General features: G+C 64.3%; 20 protein-coding genes. 11 read left to right on the top strand and 9 right to left on the bottom strand.

Annotated elements, in window-relative coordinates:
* Positions 1–24: 24 nt before the first annotated feature.
* Positions 25–579 (bottom strand): crossover junction endodeoxyribonuclease RuvC, encoded by a 555-nt coding sequence (gene ruvC, locus EYS42_RS09030; protein ID WP_130967996.1) that lies wholly within the window; start codon positions 577–579, stop codon positions 25–27.
* 175 nt (positions 580–754) lie between these two features.
* Here ruvC and EYS42_RS09025 point away from each other — a divergent pair, with 175 nt between their 5' ends.
* On the top strand, positions 755–1,462 hold the full coding sequence (locus EYS42_RS09025; protein WP_130967827.1) for a hypothetical protein: 708 nt from the start codon (positions 755–757) through the stop codon (positions 1,460–1,462).
* A 93-nt stretch (positions 1,463–1,555) separates the two neighbouring features.
* On the opposite strand, the gene purH is transcribed toward EYS42_RS09025, so the two are convergent.
* The 3 genes from purH to dusB are packed head-to-tail and all read right to left on the bottom strand — an operon-like array spanning position 1,556 to position 4,575.
* A complete protein-coding gene (gene purH, locus EYS42_RS09020) occupies positions 1,556–3,145 on the bottom strand; it encodes a bifunctional phosphoribosylaminoimidazolecarboxamide formyltransferase/IMP cyclohydrolase (protein WP_130967826.1) in 1,590 nt (529 codons plus the stop codon).
* A gap of 59 nt (positions 3,146–3,204) precedes the next feature.
* Positions 3,205–3,441, bottom strand: a complete 237-nt coding sequence (locus EYS42_RS09015) for a Fis family transcriptional regulator (RefSeq protein ID WP_130967825.1) — start codon at positions 3,439–3,441, stop codon at positions 3,205–3,207.
* Positions 3,442–3,462: 21 nt separating this feature from the next.
* Positions 3,463–4,575: a tRNA dihydrouridine synthase DusB gene (gene dusB / locus EYS42_RS09010; RefSeq protein WP_130967824.1), complete on the bottom strand. Its 1,113-nt coding sequence runs from the start codon at positions 4,573–4,575 to the stop codon at positions 3,463–3,465.
* Between the two features lie 235 nt (positions 4,576–4,810).
* Between dusB and EYS42_RS09005 the strand changes: the two genes are divergently transcribed.
* Positions 4,811–5,305 carry a YqaA family protein gene (locus EYS42_RS09005; RefSeq protein ID WP_245503574.1) on the top strand — a complete coding sequence of 165 codons (495 nt, stop codon included), beginning with the start codon at positions 4,811–4,813 and terminating at the stop codon, positions 5,303–5,305.
* A 258-nt stretch (positions 5,306–5,563) separates the two neighbouring features.
* On the opposite strand, the gene EYS42_RS09000 is transcribed toward EYS42_RS09005, so the two are convergent.
* The 3 genes from EYS42_RS09000 to EYS42_RS08990 form a co-directional block, all read right to left on the bottom strand.
* Complete coding sequence (locus EYS42_RS09000; RefSeq protein ID WP_245503573.1) at positions 5,564–5,860, bottom strand: copper-binding protein; 297 nt, start codon at positions 5,858–5,860, stop codon at positions 5,564–5,566.
* 150 nt (positions 5,861–6,010) lie between these two features.
* Complete coding sequence (locus EYS42_RS08995) at positions 6,011–9,907, bottom strand: beta strand repeat-containing protein (RefSeq protein ID WP_130967823.1); 3,897 nt, start codon at positions 9,905–9,907, stop codon at positions 6,011–6,013.
* Positions 9,908–10,048: 141 nt separating this feature from the next.
* A complete protein-coding gene (locus EYS42_RS08990) occupies positions 10,049–11,452 on the bottom strand; it encodes a hypothetical protein (RefSeq protein ID WP_130967822.1) in 1,404 nt (467 codons plus the stop codon).
* 342 nt (positions 11,453–11,794) lie between these two features.
* On the opposite strand from EYS42_RS08990, the gene argB reads away from it, so the two are divergent.
* The 6 genes from argB to EYS42_RS08960 are packed head-to-tail and all read left to right on the top strand — an operon-like array spanning position 11,795 to position 16,252.
* Entirely contained in the window at positions 11,795–12,709 is a 915-nt protein-coding gene (gene argB / locus EYS42_RS08985; protein ID WP_130967821.1) for an acetylglutamate kinase, read from the top strand.
* 18 nt (positions 12,710–12,727) lie between these two features.
* On the top strand, positions 12,728–13,423 hold the full coding sequence (locus EYS42_RS08980) for a pyrimidine 5'-nucleotidase (RefSeq protein ID WP_130967820.1): 696 nt from the start codon (positions 12,728–12,730) through the stop codon (positions 13,421–13,423).
* 20 nt (positions 13,424–13,443) lie between these two features.
* Complete coding sequence (gene slmA / locus EYS42_RS08975; RefSeq protein ID WP_130967819.1) at positions 13,444–14,085, top strand: nucleoid occlusion factor SlmA; 642 nt, start codon at positions 13,444–13,446, stop codon at positions 14,083–14,085.
* Positions 14,086–14,090: 5 nt separating this feature from the next.
* On the top strand, positions 14,091–14,834 hold the full coding sequence (locus EYS42_RS08970) for a metallophosphoesterase family protein (RefSeq protein WP_130967818.1): 744 nt from the start codon (positions 14,091–14,093) through the stop codon (positions 14,832–14,834).
* 9 nt (positions 14,835–14,843) lie between these two features.
* Positions 14,844–15,746: an ATP-binding protein gene (locus tag EYS42_RS08965; RefSeq protein WP_130967817.1), complete on the top strand. Its 903-nt coding sequence runs from the start codon at positions 14,844–14,846 to the stop codon at positions 15,744–15,746.
* Between the two features lie 44 nt (positions 15,747–15,790).
* Positions 15,791–16,252: an NUDIX domain-containing protein gene (locus EYS42_RS08960; RefSeq protein ID WP_425358882.1), complete on the top strand. Its 462-nt coding sequence runs from the start codon at positions 15,791–15,793 to the stop codon at positions 16,250–16,252.
* A gap of 2 nt (positions 16,253–16,254) precedes the next feature.
* Here the strand turns inward: EYS42_RS08960 and EYS42_RS08955 are convergent, their stop codons facing one another.
* Positions 16,255–16,491 carry a hypothetical protein gene (locus EYS42_RS08955; RefSeq protein ID WP_130967815.1) on the bottom strand — a complete coding sequence of 79 codons (237 nt, stop codon included), beginning with the start codon at positions 16,489–16,491 and terminating at the stop codon, positions 16,255–16,257.
* A gap of 182 nt (positions 16,492–16,673) precedes the next feature.
* Here EYS42_RS08955 and EYS42_RS08950 point away from each other — a divergent pair, with 182 nt between their 5' ends.
* The 3 genes from EYS42_RS08950 to EYS42_RS08940 all read left to right on the top strand — a co-directional run bounded on the left by EYS42_RS08950 (position 16,674) and on the right by EYS42_RS08940 (position 19,187).
* A complete protein-coding gene (locus EYS42_RS08950; protein ID WP_165456699.1) occupies positions 16,674–17,435 on the top strand; it encodes a Coq4 family protein in 762 nt (253 codons plus the stop codon).
* Positions 17,432–18,313 carry a crotonase/enoyl-CoA hydratase family protein gene (locus EYS42_RS08945; RefSeq protein WP_130967813.1) on the top strand — a complete coding sequence of 294 codons (882 nt, stop codon included), beginning with the start codon at positions 17,432–17,434 and terminating at the stop codon, positions 18,311–18,313. The genes EYS42_RS08950 and EYS42_RS08945 overlap by 4 nt, the downstream gene beginning before the upstream one ends.
* Before the next feature lie 226 nt (positions 18,314–18,539).
* Positions 18,540–19,187, top strand: a complete 648-nt coding sequence (locus EYS42_RS08940; protein ID WP_165456698.1) for a PEP-CTERM sorting domain-containing protein — start codon at positions 18,540–18,542, stop codon at positions 19,185–19,187.
* 141 nt (positions 19,188–19,328) lie between these two features.
* Here EYS42_RS08940 and EYS42_RS08935 read toward each other — a convergent pair whose 3' ends face one another.
* Positions 19,329–20,222 carry a metal-dependent hydrolase gene (locus EYS42_RS08935; RefSeq protein WP_165456697.1) on the bottom strand — a complete coding sequence of 298 codons (894 nt, stop codon included), beginning with the start codon at positions 20,220–20,222 and terminating at the stop codon, positions 19,329–19,331.
* Between the last annotated feature and the right edge of the window lie 115 nt (positions 20,223–20,337).

Below are 20,337 nucleotides of genomic sequence, written 5' to 3'. Positions count from 1 at the left end.
TGTCCGCGGGGGCTCAGCCCGCGGTCAATACACCCGTCCGCCCTTGATCTGGGCGTGGGTGCGGCGGGTCAGCTCGGTGGCGCGCGCCATCTGGGCCATGGCCTGCCCGGCGTGTGCGTGGCAGATGGCCAGGCCCAGGGCGTCGGCTGCATCGTTGTGGGGCTCACGTGGCAGGTTCAGCAGCCGCATCACCATGTGGCGGATCTGGGCCTTGGCGGCATGGCCATGGCCCACCACGGCCTTTTTCATCTGCAAGGCGGTGTATTCGGCCACGGCCGGTGGCTGCACCTGCGACATCAAGCCCGCAATGGCCGCGCCCCGCGCCTGTCCCAGCAGCAGGGTCGATTGCGGGTTCACGTTCACGAACACGATTTCGACCGACGCCTCGGTGGGCTGGTAGGTGGCGACCACTTCGCGCACCCCGTCGAAGATCAGCTTCAGGCGCCCGGGCAGGTCGCCCTGTGCCGCCTCCTTGGTCTTGATGGTGCCGCTGGCCACATAGGACAGGCGAGGCCCATCGGCGTCGACCACGCCGAATCCGGTGACCTGCAGGCCGGGATCGATGCCGAGAATTCTCATCAGGGACAAGAGCATAACGCCTGAAGCATTGACTCCCCCCGTGCTTGAGGGGGTGCCTCGTGTCCGGAAACCCTCGCCGGTGTCCGCTGCTTTGTCGCATGATCCGGGGTGTCTGCCCTGACAGGGACGGTTCCGATTCGGGTGCCGCAGTGGCAGCTTGCTTTGGAGTGCCACCGTGAACAAAACGATCTGGGCCCTGATGCCTCTGTGCGCTGCCCTGACGATGGGCCTGGGTGCCTGCAGCGAACGACTCAGCCTGGCGCCCGCCGGAGAGGGCAGCAAAAACGCTGCCGCCGACCCTGTGGCCAGCGAGGCCGAAGCACCTGCCGACCTGCAGGTGGCCACCTTGCCGGAAACGCCGGCCGTGGATGACGCTTCGCGCCTTGAATACGAGACCATGGAAGAGCGCTACATGGCCGACACCGGCGCCCAATGGGGCGTGCAGGCCACCACGGGCTCTTCGGTGGGTGACAACGTGGCCGCCCAGGTGGTGTCCGACCCCGAGCGCTCGCCCATGAACGCCACGGGCCCGGCCAATGGCAACACCTGGCGCAACCTGCATGATGCCGAAGGCCTGGACTGGCTCACGGTCACCTACGCACAGCCGGTGCACGCCACCGAGGTGCGCGTGGTGCTGCGCGGCCAAGTGGGGCCCCGTGCCATCACCCGCCTGGATGCCATCGACGAAACCGGACAACCCCACACCTTGTGGGCCGGTGATGTGGGCGATCCTCCTGAATGGCGCGGCGACCGCACGTGGTTCATCCGCAAGTTCGAGCGCACACCCTTCAAGGTGGCCTCGGTGCGGGTGGTGTTTGCCAACAAGGTGGTGCCCGGCGTGAAGCTGGTCGATGCCGTGCAGGTCGTGGGCCGCCCGGGCTGAAGCCACGCCGTGCCCCCATGAAAAAAGGCCCCGAAGGGCCTTTTTTGTTGCCGGCTTCGTGCCCGACAGGTGCCGGGCGCGAGGAGGGCAGGCTCAATGACGGAAGTGGCGGGTGCCGGTGAACACCATGGCAATGCCGCGTTCGTCGGCGGCGGCGATCACTTCGTCGTCGCGCATGGAACCGCCCGGGTGGATCACGCAGGTGGCGCCAGCGTCGACCACCACGTCAAGGCCGTCACGGAACGGGAAGAAGGCGTCCGACGCCACGGCGCTGCCTTGCAGGGTCAGGCCGGCGTGCTGGGCCTTGATGCTGGCGATGCGGGCCGAGTCCAGTCGGCTCATCTGGCCGGCGCCCACACCCATGGTCATGCCGTCCTTGCAGAACACGATGGCGTTGCTCTTGACGAAGCGGGCCACGGTCCAGGCAAACAGCATGTCCTTGAGCTGCTCGGCCGTGGGTTGCAGCTTGCTCACCACCTTGATGTCACCGACCAGGTCGATGCTGTCGCTTGACTGCAGCAGCATGCCGCCGCCCACGCGCTTGAAGTCCAGGGCGTTGCCCAGGGTGCGGGTGGCGTCGGTCAGGGGCACTTCCAGCAGGCGCACGTTCTGCTTGCTGGCGTAGGCGGCGCGTGCGGCGTCGGTGAACTTCGGCGCGATCACCACTTCCACGAACTGCTTGTTGGCGTTGATGGCCTCGATCACGTCGGCATCGACCACGCGGTTGAAGGCCATGATGCCGCCGAACGCGCTGGTGGGGTCGGTCTTGAGGGCCTTGCTGTAGGCCTCGAGCGGGCCGGCGCCCACGGCCACGCCGCAGGGGTTGGCGTGCTTGATGATCACGCAGGCCGGGGTCTCAAAGGCCTTCACGCATTCCCAGGCGGCATCGGCGTCGGCGATGTTGTTGAAGCTCAGTTCCTTGCCCTGGATCTGCGTCCAGTTGGCCAGGGTGCTGACCACGGGCTGGGCTTCGCGGTAGAAGGCGGCGCTCTGGTGCGGGTTCTCGCCGTAACGCATGCCCTGCACCTTGTGCAGCTGCAGGTTGTAGACGGCTGGGTACTCGGCCTTGGCGGGCACGGTTTCAGTGGCCAGCTCGGCGCCGGCTTCCAGGCTGGTCAGGTAGTTGGTGATCATGCCGTCGTAGGCGGCGGTGTGGGCGAACACCTTCTTGGCCAGCATGAACTTGGTCGTGCGGGTGATCTGGCCGGCCTTCATTTCCGACAGCACCTGCTCGTAGTCGACCGGGTCGATGATCACGGCCACGTCCTGCCAGTTCTTGGCGGCCGAGCGCAGCATGGTGGGGCCGCCGATGTCGATGTTCTCGATGGCGTTGGCCAGGGTGCAGTCGGCCTTGGCGGTGGCTTGGGCGAAGGGGTACAGGTTCACCACCAGCAGGTCGATGGTGTCGATGCCGTGTTCCTTCAGGGCGGCCATGTGCTCGGGCAGGTCGCGGCGGGCCAGGATGCCGCCGTGCACGCGCGGGTGCAGCGTCTTGACGCGGCCGTCGAGCATTTCCGGGAAGCCGGTGATCTCGGCCACTTCGGTGACGGGCAGGCCCTTGTCGGCCAGCAGCTTGGCGGTGCCGCCGGTGGACAGCAGGCGCACGCCCTGCGCATGCAGGGCTTGGGCGAATTCGACGATGCCGGTCTTGTCGGACACGGACAGCAAGGCGGTCAAGGCCATGGTGTTTCCTTCAGTTCAAAGAGCGTGGATGTTGAAAAAGCGGAGTGCAGGCGCGAGCCTCACTTCACGAGCTTGTGCTCGATCAGCTTGCGGCGCAGCGTGTTGCGGTTGATGCCGAGCCAGTCGGCGGCCTTGGACTGGTTGCCTTCTGCGCGGGCCAGCACCAGCTCCAGCATGGGCTTTTCGACGGCGGCCAGCACCATGTCGTACACGCCATGGGGCTCGGCACCGCGCAGGTCCTGGAAATAGCTTTCCAGGTTGTCCTTGATGCAGTCTTGGATGTTCTTCTTGCTCATGTCTTCTCTGAAATGCCTGCCTCAGTTCAGGTGGCAGGCGGTGCGCGGGTCGGCACCCCGGGTGGGGGCGCTGGCCGTGGCGGTTTCGTCGGCCTCGGTGTCGTCCGAGGCGTCGTCGATCAGGGGGGCAGTGTGGCTGGTGGGCAGGCGCTCGTGCTCGGAGGCCAGCTGCTCGAAGAACGCGCTGACCGCCACCACCTGCGCTTCGCAGCTTTCCAGCGTGTTCATGTGCTGGCGGAAGGCTTCACCACCGGGCAGGGCGCGCACGGCCCAGCCGATGTGCTTGCGGGCGGTGCGCACGCCGGCGAATTCGCCATACAGGCCGTAGTGGTCGTCCAGGTGTTCCAGCAGCCACTGGGCCACCTGGGTGGTCAGGGGCTGGGCCCGGTGTTCGCCCGTGCGCAGGAAATGGTCGATGTCACCGAAGATCCAGGGGCGCCCCTGGGCGGCGCGGCCCACCATCAGCGCGTCAGCGCCGGTGTGTCGCAGCACGGCCAGGGCCTTTTCCGGGGTGGTGATGTCGCCATTGGCCACCACGGGCACCTTCACGGCCGCCTTCACGGCCGCGATGGTGTCGTACTCGGCAAAGCCCTTGTAGCCCTGCTCGCGGGTGCGGCCGTGCACGGTCAGCATGGCCACGCCGGCGCTTTCGGCCGCCCGGGCGATGCGCTCCGCGTTCTTGTGCTGCTGGCTCCAGCCGGTGCGCATTTTCAGGGTCACAGGCACACCATGGGGCGTGCAGGCAGCCACCACCGCTTCCACGATCTGCAAGGCCAGGGGTTCGTCCTGCATCAGGGCCGAGCCCGCCCATTTGTTGCACACCTTCTTGGCCGGGCAACCCATGTTGATGTCGATGATCTGGGCGCCGCGGTCGATGTTGTAGGCCGCGGCCTCGGCCATCATGGCCGCGTCGGTGCCGGCGATCTGCACGGCAATCGGCGCGGTTTCGCCATCGTGGTTGGCGCGGCGTGACGTTTTGAGACTGTGCCAGAGGTCTTTGCGCGAGGTCACCATCTCGCTCACGGCGTAGCCGGCCCCCAGCCGTTTGCACAGCTGGCGGAAGGGCCGGTCGGTCACCCCCGCCATGGGGGCCACGAACAGCGCGTTGGGCAGGGTGTGGGGACCGATCTGCACGGGGCTTCCTGAAGACGGGCGGCGCGCCCCTGCTCTTGTCAGGGGCCAAAGACACCAAAGCCCCGACCAACGCTGGCCAGGGCTGCTTAAAAAAGAGGCAGATTATAGCGGCTCGGCGCGGGGTTGGCCAATGATTTTTCCGGCCCGCGTGTCATGATTCTTGGGCGGCGAGATCCACTCGCCCTGAGCGCTCGCTGGCGTCGCACCGGCGGATGGAGTGTTGATGGTGATGGACATGCACGGCCTTCTGGCAGGCGTGCTGGCACAACTGGCTGTGCCTCAGGTCGGCCTCAGTGCTGTTTTTCTGGTGGCTTTTGTGTCAGCCACCTTGCTGCCCATGGGCTCGGAGCCTGCGGTGCTGGCCCTGGTCACCGCACGCCCCGACCTGTTCTGGCCCGCCGTGGCGGTGGCCACGCTGGGCAACACGCTGGGCGGGGCACTGTCGTGGTGGATGGGCCGCGGGGCTGTGCACGCGCGAGACGCCTGGCGTGCGCGCCAGGCGGAGCCCGCCACACCCTCGCTGGCCGAGCGCCACCCTCGGGCTCAGGCCTGGCTGTTGCGCTGGGGGCCTGCAGCCTGTCTGCTGTCGTGGTTGCCCGTGGTGGGTGACCCCTTGTGCGCGGTGGCCGGATGGCTGCGCCTGCCCTTCTGGCCTTGCGTTTTTTACATGGCGGTGGGCAAGGCGCTGCGCTACATCACGCTCACGGCACTGCTGATGCGGTGTTGCTGAGGGCGAAGGGTGCGCACCGGCACGGGCAGCATCTTGTTACCACCCGGTGCGCAGTTCTTCACATGTTCATGGGATGCCAGGTTAAACTGTGCATCGCACGCTGCATCAAGCACAACAACAGCCAGAGCAGCGTGTGCGCTGTCATCGCATACCGAATGTCCAGGGAGGGCACATGCGAGCAAACAGGCCCCGGGCATCCCCCGGGGCCTTTTGCGTTGTTGGGTGGTGTTCCGGTGTCCTGGGGCCCGGTTCAGCAGGTCACTTCTTGACGTCGATGCTGGTCACGGTGAACTGACCGTTCAGCTTGTCGGCCGTGAACGTCACCTTGTCGCCCACGTTCACCTTCTTCAGGAAGCCCGGGTCGGCCACGCGGAAGGCCATCTGCATGGCGGGCATGTCCAGGTTCTTGATCTCGCCGTGCTTCAAGGTGATCTTGCCGGCATCGGCGTCCACCTTGCGCACTTCGCCGTCCACGGCCTGGGCGTGGCTAAGGCCGGAGGCAGTGACGGTTCCGACCAGGGCCAGAGCCCGAATCCAATGACCAAAACGGTTCACGTGAAAACTCCTGTCAGTCGTTGAACTGAGACTGTACTGTCATAGACGCGTCAGCGTGCCATTTCGTTGACACGTTGACTTTAGCGAGACAGGTTCCGGCGTCCGTCCCCGACCTAGGGTCGGGGACGACGTTCATCTGGCCAAAGAGCTTCAGGCTGATGGCGAAACGACCCAAGCCTGGCTCAGGGCTGAGGTGAGCGTAGACGGTGTCGATGCCAGTGACATGTCTTGCTGGCTGAACTGAGCCATCGCATTGACCAAGTTGTTCACCTTGTCAGCGCTGAGTTGATAGCCCAGTGCTTCATCGCGAATGTATTCAACTTGGTTGTCCGAGCTGAGATACCAGTTCTTGACCGTGACCTTGTTGCCTGTTCCGACCACCGCAATCTCGAGGTTGTTGTCCACCTTGGAGAACCACAGTTGCTGATGGCTGTAGGTTTCGAAGTGGAGGACATCGCAGTGCTCGCCAGAGTTCAGATCAGCAACAGCAGCATCCAACTCGGCCACTTCATCCAGCCCGAAGTCAGAGCCAAAGATGTAGTGGTCGGCACCCTCTCCGCCACTCATGCGATCTGCGCCCTCCCCGCCAATGAGGAAGTCCTCCCCTGAGTCGCCGATCAAGCGATCGTTGCCAGCATCCCCAAACAGGATGTCATTGCCGTCTTCGCCCGCCAGTGCATCATCGCCGAGACCACCGTACAGGTCGTCGTCGCCTTCCCCACCAAAGGATGAGTCATTGCCCGAGCCGCCCACGACGGTGTCCAGGCCTGTGCCCCCCCTGAGGATGTCGTTGCCGTCATTGCCGTCAATGAAATCGTTACCGCCCTCGCCTGCAATCACACCATCTCCGTCGCTGTCAGTGATGACGTTATCGCTGGCGTTGCCGATGCCGATGTGCAGATCGACGGCTGTCATCTGCAAGTTTTCAACGTTGTCAGCAAGTCGGTGAGTCAGATCCGAGAAGATCACGGTGTCGGTGCCGCCGCCCGCCTCCTCGACGATGACATCGTCTTCGTCGCGGTTGTCGAGGTGGTAAATGTCATCGCCGGCGCCGCCCACCATCAGGTCATTGCCCTCGCCGCCGATCAGGGTGTCGTTGCCTTCGCCACCGATCAGGGTGTCATTGCCATTGCCTGCAGGGCCGCCGTTCATCTGGTCACCCAGAAGCTTGTCGTTGTCGTTGCCACCCACCAGCGAGTCGTCACCAAAGCCACCGAACAGGGTATCGTCGCCATCGTTGCCCAAGATGGTGTCGTTGCCTTCCTGGCCTGCGATGATGCCGATCCCTTCGCTGTCTGTGATCAGGTTGTTCAGGGTGTTGCCGACGCCGATGTGCATGCCCTCGGAGGTCATTTCCAGATTTTCGACATGCGCAGCCAGCACATAGGTCAGATCCGAGAAGATCACGGTGTCGGTGCCGCCGCCCGCCTCCTCGACGATGACATCGTCTTCGTCGCGGTTGTCGAGGTGGTAAATGTCATCGCCGGCGCCGCCCACCATCAGGTCATTGCCCTCGCCGCCGATCAGGGTGTCGTTGCCTTCGCCACCGATCAGGGTGTCATTGCCATTGCCTGCAGGGCCGCCGTTCATCTGGTCACCCAGAAGCTTGTCGTTGTCGTTGCCACCCACCAGCGAGTCGTCACCAAAGCCACCGAGCAGGGTGTCGTCGCCATCGTTGCCCAAGATGGTGTCGTTGCCTTCCTGGCCTGCGATGATGCCGATCCCTGCGCTGTCTGTGATCAGGTTGTTCAGGGTGTTGCCGACGCCGATGTGCATGCCCTCGGAGGTCATTTCCAGATTTTCGACATGTGCGTCCAGCACATGGGACAGGTCCGAGAAGATCACGGTGTCGGTGCCGCCGCCCGCTTCCTCGACGATGACATCGTCTTCGTCGCGGTTGTCGAGGTGGTAGACGTCATCGCCCGCGCCGCCCACCATCAGGTCATTGCCCTCGCCGCCGATCAGGGTGTCGTTGCCTTCGCCGCCGATCAGGGTGTCATTGCCATTGCCTGCGGGGCCGCCGTTCATCTGGTCACCCAGAAGCTTGTCGTTGTCGTTGCCACCCACCAGCGAGTCGTCACCAAAGCCACCGAACAGGGTATCGTCGCCATCGTTGCCCAAGATGGTGTCGTTGCCTTCCTGGCCTGCGATGATGCCGATCCCTGCGCTGTCTGTGATCAGGTTGTTCAGGGTGTTGCCGATGCCGATGTGCATGCCCTCGGAGGTCATTTCCAGATTTTCGACATGCGCAGCCAGCACATAGGTCAGATCCGAGAAGATCACGGTGTCGGTGCCGCCGCCCGCTTCCTCGACGATGACATCGTCTTCGTCGCGGTTGTCAAGGTAGTAGACGTCATCGCCTGCGCCGCCAATCAACAGGTCATTGCCCTCGCCACCGATCAGGGTGTCATTGCCGTCACCACCTCGCAGGGTGTCGTTGCCCGCAGCGCCTTCCAGCAAGTTGTTGCCAGCAGAGCCCCAGATCGCATTGTTCAGGCTGTTGCCAGAGACGTTGTAGGCCGTGAAATAGGTCGTGGTGTTGGGGGCGTCTGTATTGCCTCCGCCCCATGCGTTTTCGACGTTGGCTGCAAGCGTGACGGTTCGCGCAACAGCGCCTTCGATCACCACAGTATCCGTGCCTGCATCAGCATCCTCTTGAACTGCTTCATTTCCGCCAAGGATGTAGAAATCATCGCCCTGGCCGCCGATCAAGGTATCAGCGCTGACGCCGATGTATGTTGCAAACCCATCAGTCGAATAGGTTCCGCCAAGCAGGTAGTCATTGCCTGCGCCACCCTTGAGCACGTCTGTGCCCAGACCTCCAATCAACAAGTCAGAGCCTTCACCGCCATCGAGAGAATCGTTGCCCTCACCGCCATCCAGGTCGTCATCGCCGTTCAGTCCGTACAGGGTGTCCTGACCAGCCATGCCTTGGAGCGCGTTTCCAAGGCTGTTGCCAGTGATGGTGTTGTTGCTGTTGTTGCCGACACCTGAAGTCACTGCGCCATCCAACGTCAGGTTTTCGATGGATGTGTGCAATGAGGCAAGCGCGACGGTGGTGATGACCGTGTCGGTGCCATCGGTGGCTGTGCCTGTGTCGTTGGTGATGTCGGCGGTCGAATCGACGTAGTAGGTGTCGCTGCCAACGCCACCATCCATGTTGTCGTTGCCGCTGCCGCCGTCCAGTACGTCATTACCGAGTTCGCCCTTGAGGGTGTCGTTGCCGTTACCGCCATTGACGGTGTCGTTGCCTGCACCTGCGCTGATGGTGTTGGCACTGGCGTTCCCATTGATCAGGTTGCTGTTGAGGTTGCCAACGCCGGTGGCCACCGTGCCACCCAAAGTCAGGTTTTCGATGGTGGTGTTCAGTGAAGCCAGTGCGACGGTGGTGATGACCGTGTCGGTGCCGTCAGTGGATGTGCCTGTGTCGTTGGTGATGTCGGTGGTCGAATTGACGTAATAGGTGTCGCTGCCAAGGCCACCGTCCATGTTGTCGTTGCCATTGCCACCATCCAGCACGTCATTGCCATCCTCGCCTTTGAGGGTGTCGTTACCATCACCGCCGTACACAGTGTCATTGCCGGCACCCGCCCTGATGGTGTTGCTGCTGGCGTTGCCGGTGATCACGTTGTTGCCGTTGTTGCCGACGGCGGATGCCACTGTGCCACTCAGTGTGAGGTTTTCAATGGAAGCGGCCAGTGAACTCAATGCGATGCTGGTGATGATGGTGTCGACGCCATCATTGACTAGACCGCTGTCGTTGACGATGTCGGTGGTGGCGTCTACGTAGTACGTGTCGCTGCCGGCTCCGCCGTCCATGTTGTCGGCTCCACTGCCGCCATTCAGGGTGTCATTTCCCAGGCCGCCCTTGAGTGTGTCGTTGCCCAGACCGCCAAGGAGGCTGTCGTTGCCTTCCCCGCCGTCGATCAGGTCGTTTCCACTGTTTCCGTTCAGGGTGTCGTTGCCGCCGTTACCGTAAATGGAGTCAGCCGATGTGGTGCCGGTGTAGTTGTTGGCAACATTGAGGGTGTCGTTGAAGATGGCCATGTTTGGATTGAATTTTCAATGGTGAAAATGAGCGCGGTCCACGCTCGCAAAGTTCGCGTGCGCTGCAGTGGCTTTGCGGCATCGATTGAGCGGCTTTGCAATTCAGGAGCGCAGACTTCAGTCCTGAATTGCAGCGCTGAGTCAATTGGCGGTGCTGCAGACGTTGGCGGTGCTCGTGCCCACTGGGTTGAGGTCGGAGAACACAGTGACGCGTTGGCAAACCGAAGTGCCGGGCTGGACGTACTGCGTGGACGAGGTGCTCGTGGTCTCGAGCGTTTGTGTGCGCTGAATGAGCCCTTGTTTGGTCACCCGGGTAATGCGGTACCGAGTGTTGCTTGCTTGATTGGGGCGTTGCCAGTTCAGTGTCACCTTGACCAGTCCGGTGGCCGCGTCGCGAGCAAAAGCCTGGCTCAGTCCAGAAACGGTGGAGAGATCGAAATCTCTGCAACCGTAGGGGGTCGCTGTCAGTTGCTCAAGATTGCCCGGAGCAGACAGACCGGATGTGTTGCGAGCGCGGACGCATGCAGTGAATGCGTGATTGCCGACGGGCATGGGTGCCTGTGTGTTCGCGCCCGTGACCTGCACAGTGCTCACGATGTTCCGATCTCGCGCCACGGTGATCTGGTAGCCGGTGATGGTGTCTGCGCCTGCGTCAGTCGGGGCCAGCCATGTCAACGCAGGCGTCCCATTGCTCAGGATCAGGCTCGGTGGCGCCGGCACATGAGGCGGGACCGGTGCGGTTGGGCCCGTGTAGAACTGGCTGGCCGTGTATGTGATGGGAGCCGTATCGCCTGCTGCCACGATTTTGTTGCGGATCCAATTCACAGAAGAATCGGAGAAATAGGTCACCCCCCTAGGCAATGCGTATCCCGTCGTGAGCACGCCCACCAGTGCTGGCGCGGCTGCAGTCGGAGACACCCAGAAAGCTGCGCCACCACTGTCTCCTCCGATCAGCTGCGGAACGACCACCTGTGCTGTGCTGCGTGCCATGTCGTTGCCTGGCAGCAAGCCATTGAAGTCTGTGACGCCGATCTTGTTGCAGCACCCGAATCCATACGCCATCAAGTAGCCGTAGACCGCGAACTGACGCTGTGTGGCGGGGCTGAGTGTCGCTGGGAAGCCTGACGGGTGATTGACCACGGGTGTCGGAGCAGCCACCAGGGCAGGAAATGTGCCGCTGTAGGTGATCTGGGTGGGGCGCTTTAGGCGGCACAACGCGAAGTCATTCTCATCTCCTTGGCGCAAATTCGCTGTGTCGTTGCCCCTGAAGCAGCTTTCGACCGTGGCGGTTCCGTAGGGGCCAGAGAAGGTGGCATCGGCACTTGGCATGCAGTGTTGTGATGACACGATCCAGTTGGCATGAATCTGAACAGCGCTTGCACATGAGGTGCCCACCAGCTTCCATGCATTGAAATCGTTGCCTGTGATCGGATCTTTGACCGGTGTACTCGACGGATCAATGCCCAAGGAAACGGCAAAGGTGGGGCTGCTGGTCAAGGTCAGGACACCCAGCACCATGGCCGCAGAGATGCGAACATTCAACATAGTTTTCTCCCGAAATGAGTCCGCGATGCGGCTCTGTGTGTGGAACAACCGGAACTTGCCGACGTCCTGCCTGTACGAGCAGCCGCAAAGGGGCCTTTGGGCGCACTGGTCCCCGGAGAGCCTTTGACCCACCCCTTGTGATTTGTGTGTTGCTCGAGCCAGTTAGCCCGTTCCGCATTGCATTCTTATGGAGCAGCATGTTGCAATGCGGCACGCGTCACCCCTCTTTATGGGGGTTCGTGTAACGTTGTGTGATTTGCGCGCGAGGATGGGCGTCTCCGGCGGACCATGACCACCTTTTAGAATCGAGCCCTTGCTAGGCCCTCTGGTTCATTGAATGTCATGACGAATTCCTCCACGCCCGACGTCGACCCTGTCGCCCACATCGCCCCCCGCGACAAGGCCGAGATCCTGGCCCAGGCCCTGCCGTACATCCGCAGGTTCCACGGCAAGACCATCGTCATCAAGTACGGCGGCAATGCCATGACCGACCCCGAGTTGCAGGCCGACTTCGCCGAAGACGTGGTGCTGCTCAAGCTGGTGGGCCTGAACCCGGTCGTGGTGCATGGTGGTGGCCCGCAAATTGATGCCGCCCTGAACAAGATCGGCAAGAAGGGCCAGTTCATCCAGGGCATGCGCGTCACCGACGAAGAAACCATGGAGGTGGTCGAGTGGGTGCTGGCCGGTGAGGTGCAGCAGGACATCGTGGGCCTGATCAATGCCGCAGGTGGCAAGGCCGTGGGCCTGACCGGCCGCGACGGTGGCCTGATCCGTGCGCGCAAGCTCAAGCTGCTCGACCTGGCCGACCCCGCCAAGGAACACGATGTGGGCCAGGTCGGCGAGATCGAATCGATCGACCCCAGCGTGGTCAAGGCCCTTCAGGACGACCAGTTCATCCCCGTGATCAGCCCGATCGGTTTTGGCTCGCGCAACGAGAGCTACAACATCAACGCCGATCTGGTGGCCTCCAAGCTGGCCCAGGTGCTCAAGGCCGAGAAGCTGGTGCTGCTGACCAACATCAAGGGCGTGCTCGACAAGCAAGGCCAGCTGATCACCGACCTGACGGCCCGTGAGATCGACGAGCTGATCGAGGACGGCACCATCAGCGGCGGCATGATCCCCAAGATCGAAGGCGCCATCGACGCCGCCAAGAGCGGTGTGCATGCGGTGCACATCGTCGATGGCCGTGTGCCCCATGCCATGCTGCTGGAGATCCTGACCGACCAGGCCTACGGCACCATGATCCGTTCGCACTGACGCAGCCCGGCACACCCGATGCCGCGACACACGCACCCGGTCTGGTTGTTCGACCTGGACAACACCCTGCACGACGCCGGCCGGGCCGTGTTCTGGCGGCTCAATGGCTCGATGACCGAGTACATCGAGCAGCATCTGGGGCTGCCGCGCGATGAGGCCGACGCCCTGCGCGTGCACTACTGGCGGCGTTATGGCGCCACCCTGCTGGGCCTGGAGCGCCACCATGGCATTCGCGCGGCGCACTTTCTGCACCACACCCATGTGCTGCCGGGGCTGGAAGCCACCTTGCACATGCCGTTGGCCGACCGCGAAGCGCTCAAGCGCCTGCCTGGGCGCAAGATCCTGCTGACCAACGCGCCCGCTGACTACGCCAAGCGGGTGTTGACGGCACTCGATCTCGCGGGCTGCTTCGAGCAGGTGGTGGCCATCGAGCACATGCGCACCTTTGGTCATCTGCGGCCCAAGCCCGACCTGCGCATGATGAAGGTGGTGCTGGCCCGGCTGAAAGTGCCTGGCCACCGCTGCGTGCTGGTCGAAGACACCCCCGCCAACCTGCGCCCGGTGCGCCAGCTGGGCATGGGCACGGTGTGGATGCAGCGCTACCTGAGCGGCAACCCGCACGGGCCGCACCTGGGCGCCTTGCCCCACCAGAGGCCGGCCTGGGTGTGTGCCAGAATCAGGCAACTGCGCGCCCTGCACCGCTGGCGCGTCTGACTCAGCCACACCGGGAAGACATGACCGAGCCAGCCGTTGACGCGCCCGTTTCGCAGCCTGCAGCCGCCAGCCCGGCGGTGCGCAAGCGGCCCAAGCCCGGGGAGCGCCGCGTGCAGATCCTGCAGGCCCTGGCCGGCATGCTGGAGCAGCCCGGCAGTGACCGCATCACCACCGCGGCACTGGCTGCGCGGCTGGAGCTCAGTGAGGCGGCCCTCTACCGGCACTTCGCCAGCAAGGCCCAGATGTTCGAAGGCCTGATCGAGTTCATCGAGCAAAGCCTGTTCACCCTGGCCAACCAGATCATCGAGCGCGAGGCCGATCCGGCCCGCCAGTTCAGCCGCCTGATGGCCATGGTGCTGCAGTTCGGCGAAAAGAACCCGGGCATGGCCCGTGTGATGGCCGGTGATGCCCTGGTGTTCGAAAACGAGCGCCTGTCCGTGCGCATGAACCAGTGTTTCGAGCGCATCGAATCGCTGTTGCGCCAGCCTTGCAAGGCCCTGGCCGAGCAGCGTGGCTCCGACCAGCCCACCGTGGCCGCCCAGGCCCACGCGTCAGCCGCCACCAGTGTGCTGCAGGGCCGTCTGCACCGTTATGTGCGCACCGGCTTCAAGCGCAAGCCCACCGAGCACCTCGACGCCACCTTGCAACTGCTGGTGGGCTGACGGCCATGGCCCACGCGGTGTGGTCGGTGCCCGGCGCAGGCCGTGATGCCGTGCTGCACCTGCGGCCCGACGGCAGCGTATTTTCGCCGGCGTCGTCCGATCAGCCGGGCACCTTGTGGGTGGCCGACGTGCACCTGGGCAAGGCCCATCAGTACCGTGCCCTGGGCATGCCGGTGGGCGAGCGCGTGCGCGACGGCAGCGACACCGACACCTTGAGCCGTCTGTGCGCCGCCTTGCTGGTCACCGGGGCCGAACGCCTCGTGGTGCTGGGCGATCTGGTGCATGGCGTGCACACCGGGCCGGCCCTGAAGGATCTGGTTGAGCGCCTGGCTGACACTGTGCCGGCGCTTTCGCACACCGTGCTGGTGTGTGGCAACCACGATGTGCGACCTGACAGCTTGCCGCTGGCCGGCTGGCAATTGGTGCCTGAAACGTCGGGCTGGCGCCAGGGGCCCTGGTGCGGGGTGCACGCACCCCCTGTCTCGCACCATGCTGCCGAAATCTCGCAACCGGCCACCGTTCACCTGGCCGGGCACCTGCATCCCTGCCTGCGGCTCCAGGGTCCTGGCCGGGATGCCTTGCGCCTGCCGTGCTTCTGGCTTCAGGCCGCACATCAGGGGCGACCGGCCTGCCTGGTGCTGCCCGCCTTTGGCAGTTTCACGGGTGGGCACCCGGTGCAGCCGGCACCCGCCGACACCGCCTGGGTGGTGGCTGATGGGCGGGTGCTGGCGGTGCCTGGCCGCGCGTAAACTGCCGCCATGCCCGACACCCTTGCCCCTTCTGACCTGGCGGCCTTCGTGCGCCGCGCCGAACGCACCCTCGACCTGCTGGACGCCTGGTTGTCGCCGGCCCTGACCGAGCCTGACTGGCGCGCCGCCCAGGCCTGGCGCTACCGCCGACGCGCCAGTGGCCAACGCGCGCTCGAGCCCATCGCCCGCCTCGACCCGATCACCTACGAAGACCTGCTCGAGATCGACACCCAGAAAGAGCGCTTCGCCCGCAACCTGGCCCAGTTCGTGGCGGGCCGCACGGCCAACAACGTGCTGCTCTCGGGGGCCCGTGGCACGGGCAAATCATCGCTGGTCAAGGCCGGCCTGCACGCCCATGCCCACCAGGGCTTGCGCCTGATCGAGGTCGACAAATCCGACCTGATCGACCTGCCTGACCTGGTCGAGCTGGTGGCGGCACGCCCCGAGCGTTTCATCGTGTTCTGCGATGACCTCAGCTTCGAAGAAGGCGAGCCCGGCTACAAGGCCCTGAAGTCGGTGCTCGACGGCACCGTGGCCGCACGCGGCGACAACGTGCTGATCGTGGCCACTTCCAACCGCCGCCACCTGCTGCCCGAGTACCACTCGGACAACCGCAGCTACAGCCGCGATGCCGATGGCGAGCTGCACCCGGGCGAAGTGGTCGAAGAAAAGATTTCGCTGTCCGAGCGCTTCGGCCTGTGGGTGAGCTTCTATCCCTTCAGCCAGGACGAATACCTGGCCATCGTGGGCCAGTGGCTGCAGCACCTGGGGCTGTCGCCCGAGGCGATCGAGCTGGCGCGTCCGGAAGCCTTGGTGTGGGCCATCGAGCGCGGTTCGCGTTCAGGCCGTGTGGCCGGGCAATTCGCGCGTGACTTCGCGGGGCGCCAGGCCGCCGCAGGGGAGGGCGCATGAGCCAGTCTGAGCAAGGTGGTGGTGAACGCAAGAGTTACCACGTGATGGCGCCCACCGACCGGGTGCCGGTCGAAGTGGCCGTGGGCGTGCTGGTCGAGCGCGACGCGCAGGGCCATGAGGCCCGCTTCCTGCTCACCTCACGCCCCGAGGGCAAGGTGTACGCCGGTTACTGGGAGTTCCCGGGCGGCAAACTCGAAGCCGGTGAGACCGTCGAGCAGGCCCTGCGTCGCGAGCTGCAGGAAGAAATTGGCATCACCATCGGCGAGGCCATGCCCTGGCAGGTCGAAGTGATGGAGTACCCACACGCCAAGGTGCGCCTGCACTTTTGCAAGGTGCACGCATGGCAGGGGGAGTTCGAGATGAAGGAAGGCCAGCAGATGGCCTGGCAGAGCCTGCCGGTGCAGGTGCAGCCGGTGCTGCCCGGCACCATCCCGGTGCTGCAGTGGCTGGCGGCCGAGCGGGGGCACGTCGGCCCCACGCATCAGGAGGCGGCCGGCGCCGCCTGAGCTCAGTTCGACGCGGCCGAGGCGGCGTCGGAGGCTGCGGGGGTAGCTGGTGCCGAATCAGAGGCAGCAGCCGGTGCGCTGGCGGCCGCCGAGCCGGCATCGGCAGGGCTGTGCGACGATTCGCTGTGCGTGGCTTCGCTGCCGTGCTTTTCACCGCTCATGTCGATGTCTCCGCCCATGGACAGGAGGTAGACGGCGCCAGCGGCGAACACCACGAAGGCCAACAGAAGCTTCCACATACCGATCGTCTCCACTTTGGAACAAGGTTGATACAGAACGATTGTCCAGTGTGCCTGCGTGGTGCATGGCCGGGTTTACGCTGAGTCAATCTGACACACTGTGACCCGAAGATGATGGGTTGGGGCCTGCGCTCGGGCCCTGTGGGCGCATGCGTGCGCCTGTGTGTTCACGGTGTCCGTTCATGTCCCTCGACCACGAACCTCCCACCCCGATCCGCTGGCTCGACGCCTTGCGCGCAGCGCTGGCCTTGCGCCGCAACCCGCAGGACACTGAACAGGTGTTCCGCCTGGGCGAAGCCATCAAGGGCAAGTCGCCATTTGTCTTGCTGGCCCGCTTCCGGGCCGACCCCATGGGGCGACAGCGCCTGGCCGAACGCCGCAGCCTGCTCGACACCCTCACGCGCACCGAGTGGCTGGCCAGCCTGCCGGCTGGCACGGTGGGGCGCACTTACCATGACTTCCTGGCCGAGCAGGGCCTGTCGGCTCAGGGGCTGGTCGAAATCTCCAAAGCCGGCATGGGCCACATGCCCGACGACGGCTCAGACCGCTACTTCATCGCCAGCCGCCTGCGCGACATGCACGACCTCTTCCATGTGCTGTCCGGCTATGGCCGGGACGAACTCGGCGAGGTCTGCGTGCTGGCCTTTTCCTACCCACACCAGCACACCCGCAGCTTCGCCGTCATTGCCAGCACGGGCTGTCTCGTCATCGCCCGGCGCTGGCGACACCCCGGTGCCATCGCCGCCGCGTGGCAGGCCTGGCGCCAGGGCCGGCAATGTGCCTGGCTGCCCGGGCTGGTGCTGGAAGACCTGCTGACGCGTTCACTGCATGAAGTGCGCCGCGAACTGGGCATCCGCCCACCCACCCGCTACCTGAAGGTGCTCGACGACCTGAACCGCCGAGGCGATCCCCTTCCCACTCCGCCTGGAAAGCTTGCTGCATGACCGCTTACAACACCCTGCGCTACGACGTCGACACTGATGGTGTGCTGCTGCTCACATTGAACCGGCCTGAGCAGCTCAATGCCTTCACCGTCGAGATGGCCAATGAGCTGGTCGATGCCTTCACGCGCGCCAGCGACGACGACACCGTGCGCGCTGTGGTGGTCACCGGCGCCGGCAAGGCCTTCTGTGCCGGCATGGACCTGAGCGTGCCGGGCAATGTGTTCGGGCTGGACGAAAGCCAGGAGCCGACCCTGGAGGACATGACCGAGCGCCTGGACGACCCGGCCATCTTCCACGGCGTGCGCGACACCGGCGGTCGGGTGGTGCTCAGCATCTTCAACTGCAAGAAGCCCGTGATCGGTGCCATCAATGGCGCAGCCGTGGGCATTGGCGCCACCATGACCTTGCCCATGGACATCCGCCTGGCGTCTGAAAAAGCCCGCATCGGCTTCGTGTTCGGCCGCATCGGCATCGTGCCCGAAGCCTGCTCCAGCTGGTTCCTGCCGCGCATCGTGGGCATCTCGCAGGCGCTGGAATGGACCTACATGGCCGACGTGTTCGACGGCCACGAGGCCCAACGTGGGGGGCTGGTCAAGGCCGTGGTGGCCCCTGAACAACTGCTGGAAGAAGCTCTGAAGATCGCCCGGCGCATCGCCACCGAGCGTTCGGCCGTGGGCATCGCCCTCACGCGCCAGATGATGTACCGCAACTCGGCCCAGCCCCACCCCCTGGCCGCCCACCAGGTCGACTCCCTGGCCATGTTCTACACCTCGGTCGGTGACGGCAAGGAGGGTGTGCAGGCCTTCCTCGACAAGCGCCCGGCGCAGTTCGCCAGCAAGGCGTCCGAGATGCCGTCCTTCTATCCCTGGTGGGATTGAGCAACGGCCACCCCCCGAAGTGTGCGATATGCACACCTTTTGTGGCGAAAGTTCCCCCCGCATCCGCGGGGTTCGAGGGGCAAACCCTGTGGATGGCGACAGTCGGATCCGCGACAGTCTGTTCATGCAGTTGCGGCACTGTCGTCTGCAGACTGTCAACGAAACTCAAGTGCTGGCGTAGCCAGTTCGTCCACCGGAAATTGAGGAAAGACAAACCATGATCACCATGAAGCAAATTTCCCGCGCTGTTGTCATTGCCGCCGCAGCCGCTACCGCCCATGTTGCCGCCTACGCTGCAACGCCCACCACCGTTGCCGTGAATGCGTCGTCGCTGACTTCGCTGGGCACTGTGACGACCACGAAGCTGGGCAACGCCACCTTCGCCGCTGGCGCCAGCAACACCGGCACCCTGACCCTGACCCCTTCGTCGGTGTCGGCCGCTCTGGCTGATTACGCCGATGCAGACGGTTTCAAGATCTCGGTCTCGAGCCTGTTCCTGGGCACCAACTCGGTGAGCTTCAGCAACTTCAGCCAAGACCTGTCGTCGGGCATGCTGTCGGGTTCGCTCGTGGGTGCTGGCGGCATCCTGGGTGCCTTGAACTACAGCGGCGAACTGATCGACGCCGCCACCATCACCACCACGGCGGGTGCTGCTGGCACCTCGAACATCGCCTTCACCAACTTCACCATGGCACCCGCCCTGGCCGCCTACCTGACGGCTGCTGGCGCCACGCCTTCCAGCGTGCCGGTGGGTTCGATGATCACCAACATCACCGTGACCGGTGTGCCCGCTGTGCCGGAACCTTCGACCTACGCCATGTTGCTGCTGGGCCTGGGTGGCATCGCTGTGGCCGCTCGCCGCAAGGCCGCCTGATCGAACTTCGGTCTCGCGCCACGTAAAAGGCAGCCCCTTGGGCTGCCTTTTTCTTTGGGGGGCTGATACAGCCCTGTCTCCTCGGCGCAGGCCCCATGCGTGGAGGCCGACGTCCCAGGTCAGTGCCCTTGCATGGCGGGCTCAGTGGGCCGCGTTGAACAGTGCCTCGGCCGCCAGTTTGGCGTCGCCGCCTGACTGCTCGAAGGTGCGCAGCCAGATCGGGTAGCTGTGGATCACCTTGTGCTGCCAGGGGTGGAAGCCAGGGCGGAAGTAGTCCAGCAGCTTGAAGGTGCTGCGTGAGAACAGGCCCTTGGGGCCGTACACCCACCACAGGCCCTTGGCGATGATGCCCACCCGCTTGGGCAGGCTGTAGCCGTCGGCCAGCAGCAGGCGGTTGGTCAGGCGGATGCTGTCGACCACCACCTTGTACAGCGCGTGCACCATGGCTGCGCTGCGCATCAGGTAACCCACCTTGGCCACCGTCGTCATCACGTCGAAGGCCACGGCCTTGTGCTCCATCTCTTCGATGGCATGCCAGGCCCACATCGACCGCACGTTCGGGTCGGCGTCGGCCATCACGTCTTTTTCCTTGAACAGGGTCTCGGCCATCATGGCCGTGAAGTGCTCAAAGGCGGCCGTCAGGGCCAGGTTGTATTCGGCCGAGTAGCGCTTGGTGTAGTCGTCGAACAGCTTCTTGGTTTCCCGCACGATGTGGTCCACGTCACAGCCTTGCTTGCGCAGCAGGTCGTTGTAGTGCGTGTGTGCGATGCCGTGCTGGCCTTCCTGGCGGATGAAGTTCTTCACGTCCTCGGCCAGTTTGGGGTCGGTGATCAGGTGACGGAAGGCCCGCACGCTGGTGATGAAGTAGCGCTCGCCGTCCGGGAAGGCGGCTTGCATGCCGTCGAGCAGGCGGGTGCGGAACGCGTCACCACCGAACCAGTGGCGCGGCGTGTTCTCGTCGAGATGGAAATCCAGTTTTTCGCGCGGGACGATCTGGTCCGGATCTTGGGGCGACTTGTGCGAGGCATGCGACATGGGCGGTCTCCTTATTACCTTGCGGTGCAGTCTATTCATTACCAGGTAATGCGGTAAGCGGCACTTTGCGACATGAGGGCAGCGCGGGCGACAGCTCCGGGTTTGTCCCAGGGCT

It is taken from the genome of Aquabacterium lacunae (genome assembly GCF_004310865.1).
GTDB classification, from domain to species: domain Bacteria; phylum Pseudomonadota; class Gammaproteobacteria; order Burkholderiales; family Burkholderiaceae_C; genus Aquabacterium; species Aquabacterium lacunae.
Note: the sequence above shows the minus strand (reverse complement) of the source record. Positions and strands in the feature narration are given on the sequence as shown.

What these genes read in the sequence shown, in the direction of transcription:
- EYS42_RS08945 (WP_130967813.1), top strand. Translation starts at nt 17,432, where the DNA reads ATGACCGCTTACAACACCCTGCGCTACGACGTCGACACTGATGGTGTG.
- EYS42_RS08980 (WP_130967820.1), top strand. Translation starts at nt 12,728, where the DNA reads ATGCCGCGACACACGCACCCGGTCTGGTTGTTCGACCTGGACAACACC.
- slmA (WP_130967819.1), top strand. Translation starts at nt 13,444, where the DNA reads ATGACCGAGCCAGCCGTTGACGCGCCCGTTTCGCAGCCTGCAGCCGCC.
- EYS42_RS09005 (WP_245503574.1), top strand. Translation starts at nt 4,811, where the DNA reads ATGCACGGCCTTCTGGCAGGCGTGCTGGCACAACTGGCTGTGCCTCAG.
- purH (WP_130967826.1), bottom strand. Translation starts at nt 3,145, where the DNA reads ATGGCCTTGACCGCCTTGCTGTCCGTGTCCGACAAGACCGGCATCGTC.
- EYS42_RS08940 (WP_165456698.1), top strand. Translation starts at nt 18,540, where the DNA reads ATGAAGCAAATTTCCCGCGCTGTTGTCATTGCCGCCGCAGCCGCTACC.
- EYS42_RS09015 (WP_130967825.1), bottom strand. Translation starts at nt 3,441, where the DNA reads ATGAGCAAGAAGAACATCCAAGACTGCATCAAGGACAACCTGGAAAGC.
- EYS42_RS08990 (WP_130967822.1), bottom strand. Translation starts at nt 11,452, where the DNA reads ATGTTGAATGTTCGCATCTCTGCGGCCATGGTGCTGGGTGTCCTGACC.
- EYS42_RS08965 (WP_130967817.1), top strand. Translation starts at nt 14,844, where the DNA reads ATGCCCGACACCCTTGCCCCTTCTGACCTGGCGGCCTTCGTGCGCCGC.
- EYS42_RS08935 (WP_165456697.1), bottom strand. Translation starts at nt 20,222, where the DNA reads ATGTCGCATGCCTCGCACAAGTCGCCCCAAGATCCGGACCAGATCGTC.
- EYS42_RS08970 (WP_130967818.1), top strand. Translation starts at nt 14,091, where the DNA reads ATGGCCCACGCGGTGTGGTCGGTGCCCGGCGCAGGCCGTGATGCCGTG.
- ruvC (WP_130967996.1), bottom strand. Translation starts at nt 579, where the DNA reads ATGAGAATTCTCGGCATCGATCCCGGCCTGCAGGTCACCGGATTCGGC.
- argB (WP_130967821.1), top strand. Translation starts at nt 11,795, where the DNA reads ATGACGAATTCCTCCACGCCCGACGTCGACCCTGTCGCCCACATCGCC.
- EYS42_RS08955 (WP_130967815.1), bottom strand. Translation starts at nt 16,491, where the DNA reads ATGTGGAAGCTTCTGTTGGCCTTCGTGGTGTTCGCCGCTGGCGCCGTC.
- EYS42_RS08950 (WP_165456699.1), top strand. Translation starts at nt 16,674, where the DNA reads ATGTCCCTCGACCACGAACCTCCCACCCCGATCCGCTGGCTCGACGCC.
- EYS42_RS08995 (WP_130967823.1), bottom strand. Translation starts at nt 9,907, where the DNA reads ATGGCCATCTTCAACGACACCCTCAATGTTGCCAACAACTACACCGGC.
- EYS42_RS08960 (WP_425358882.1), top strand. Translation starts at nt 15,791, where the DNA reads ATGGCGCCCACCGACCGGGTGCCGGTCGAAGTGGCCGTGGGCGTGCTG.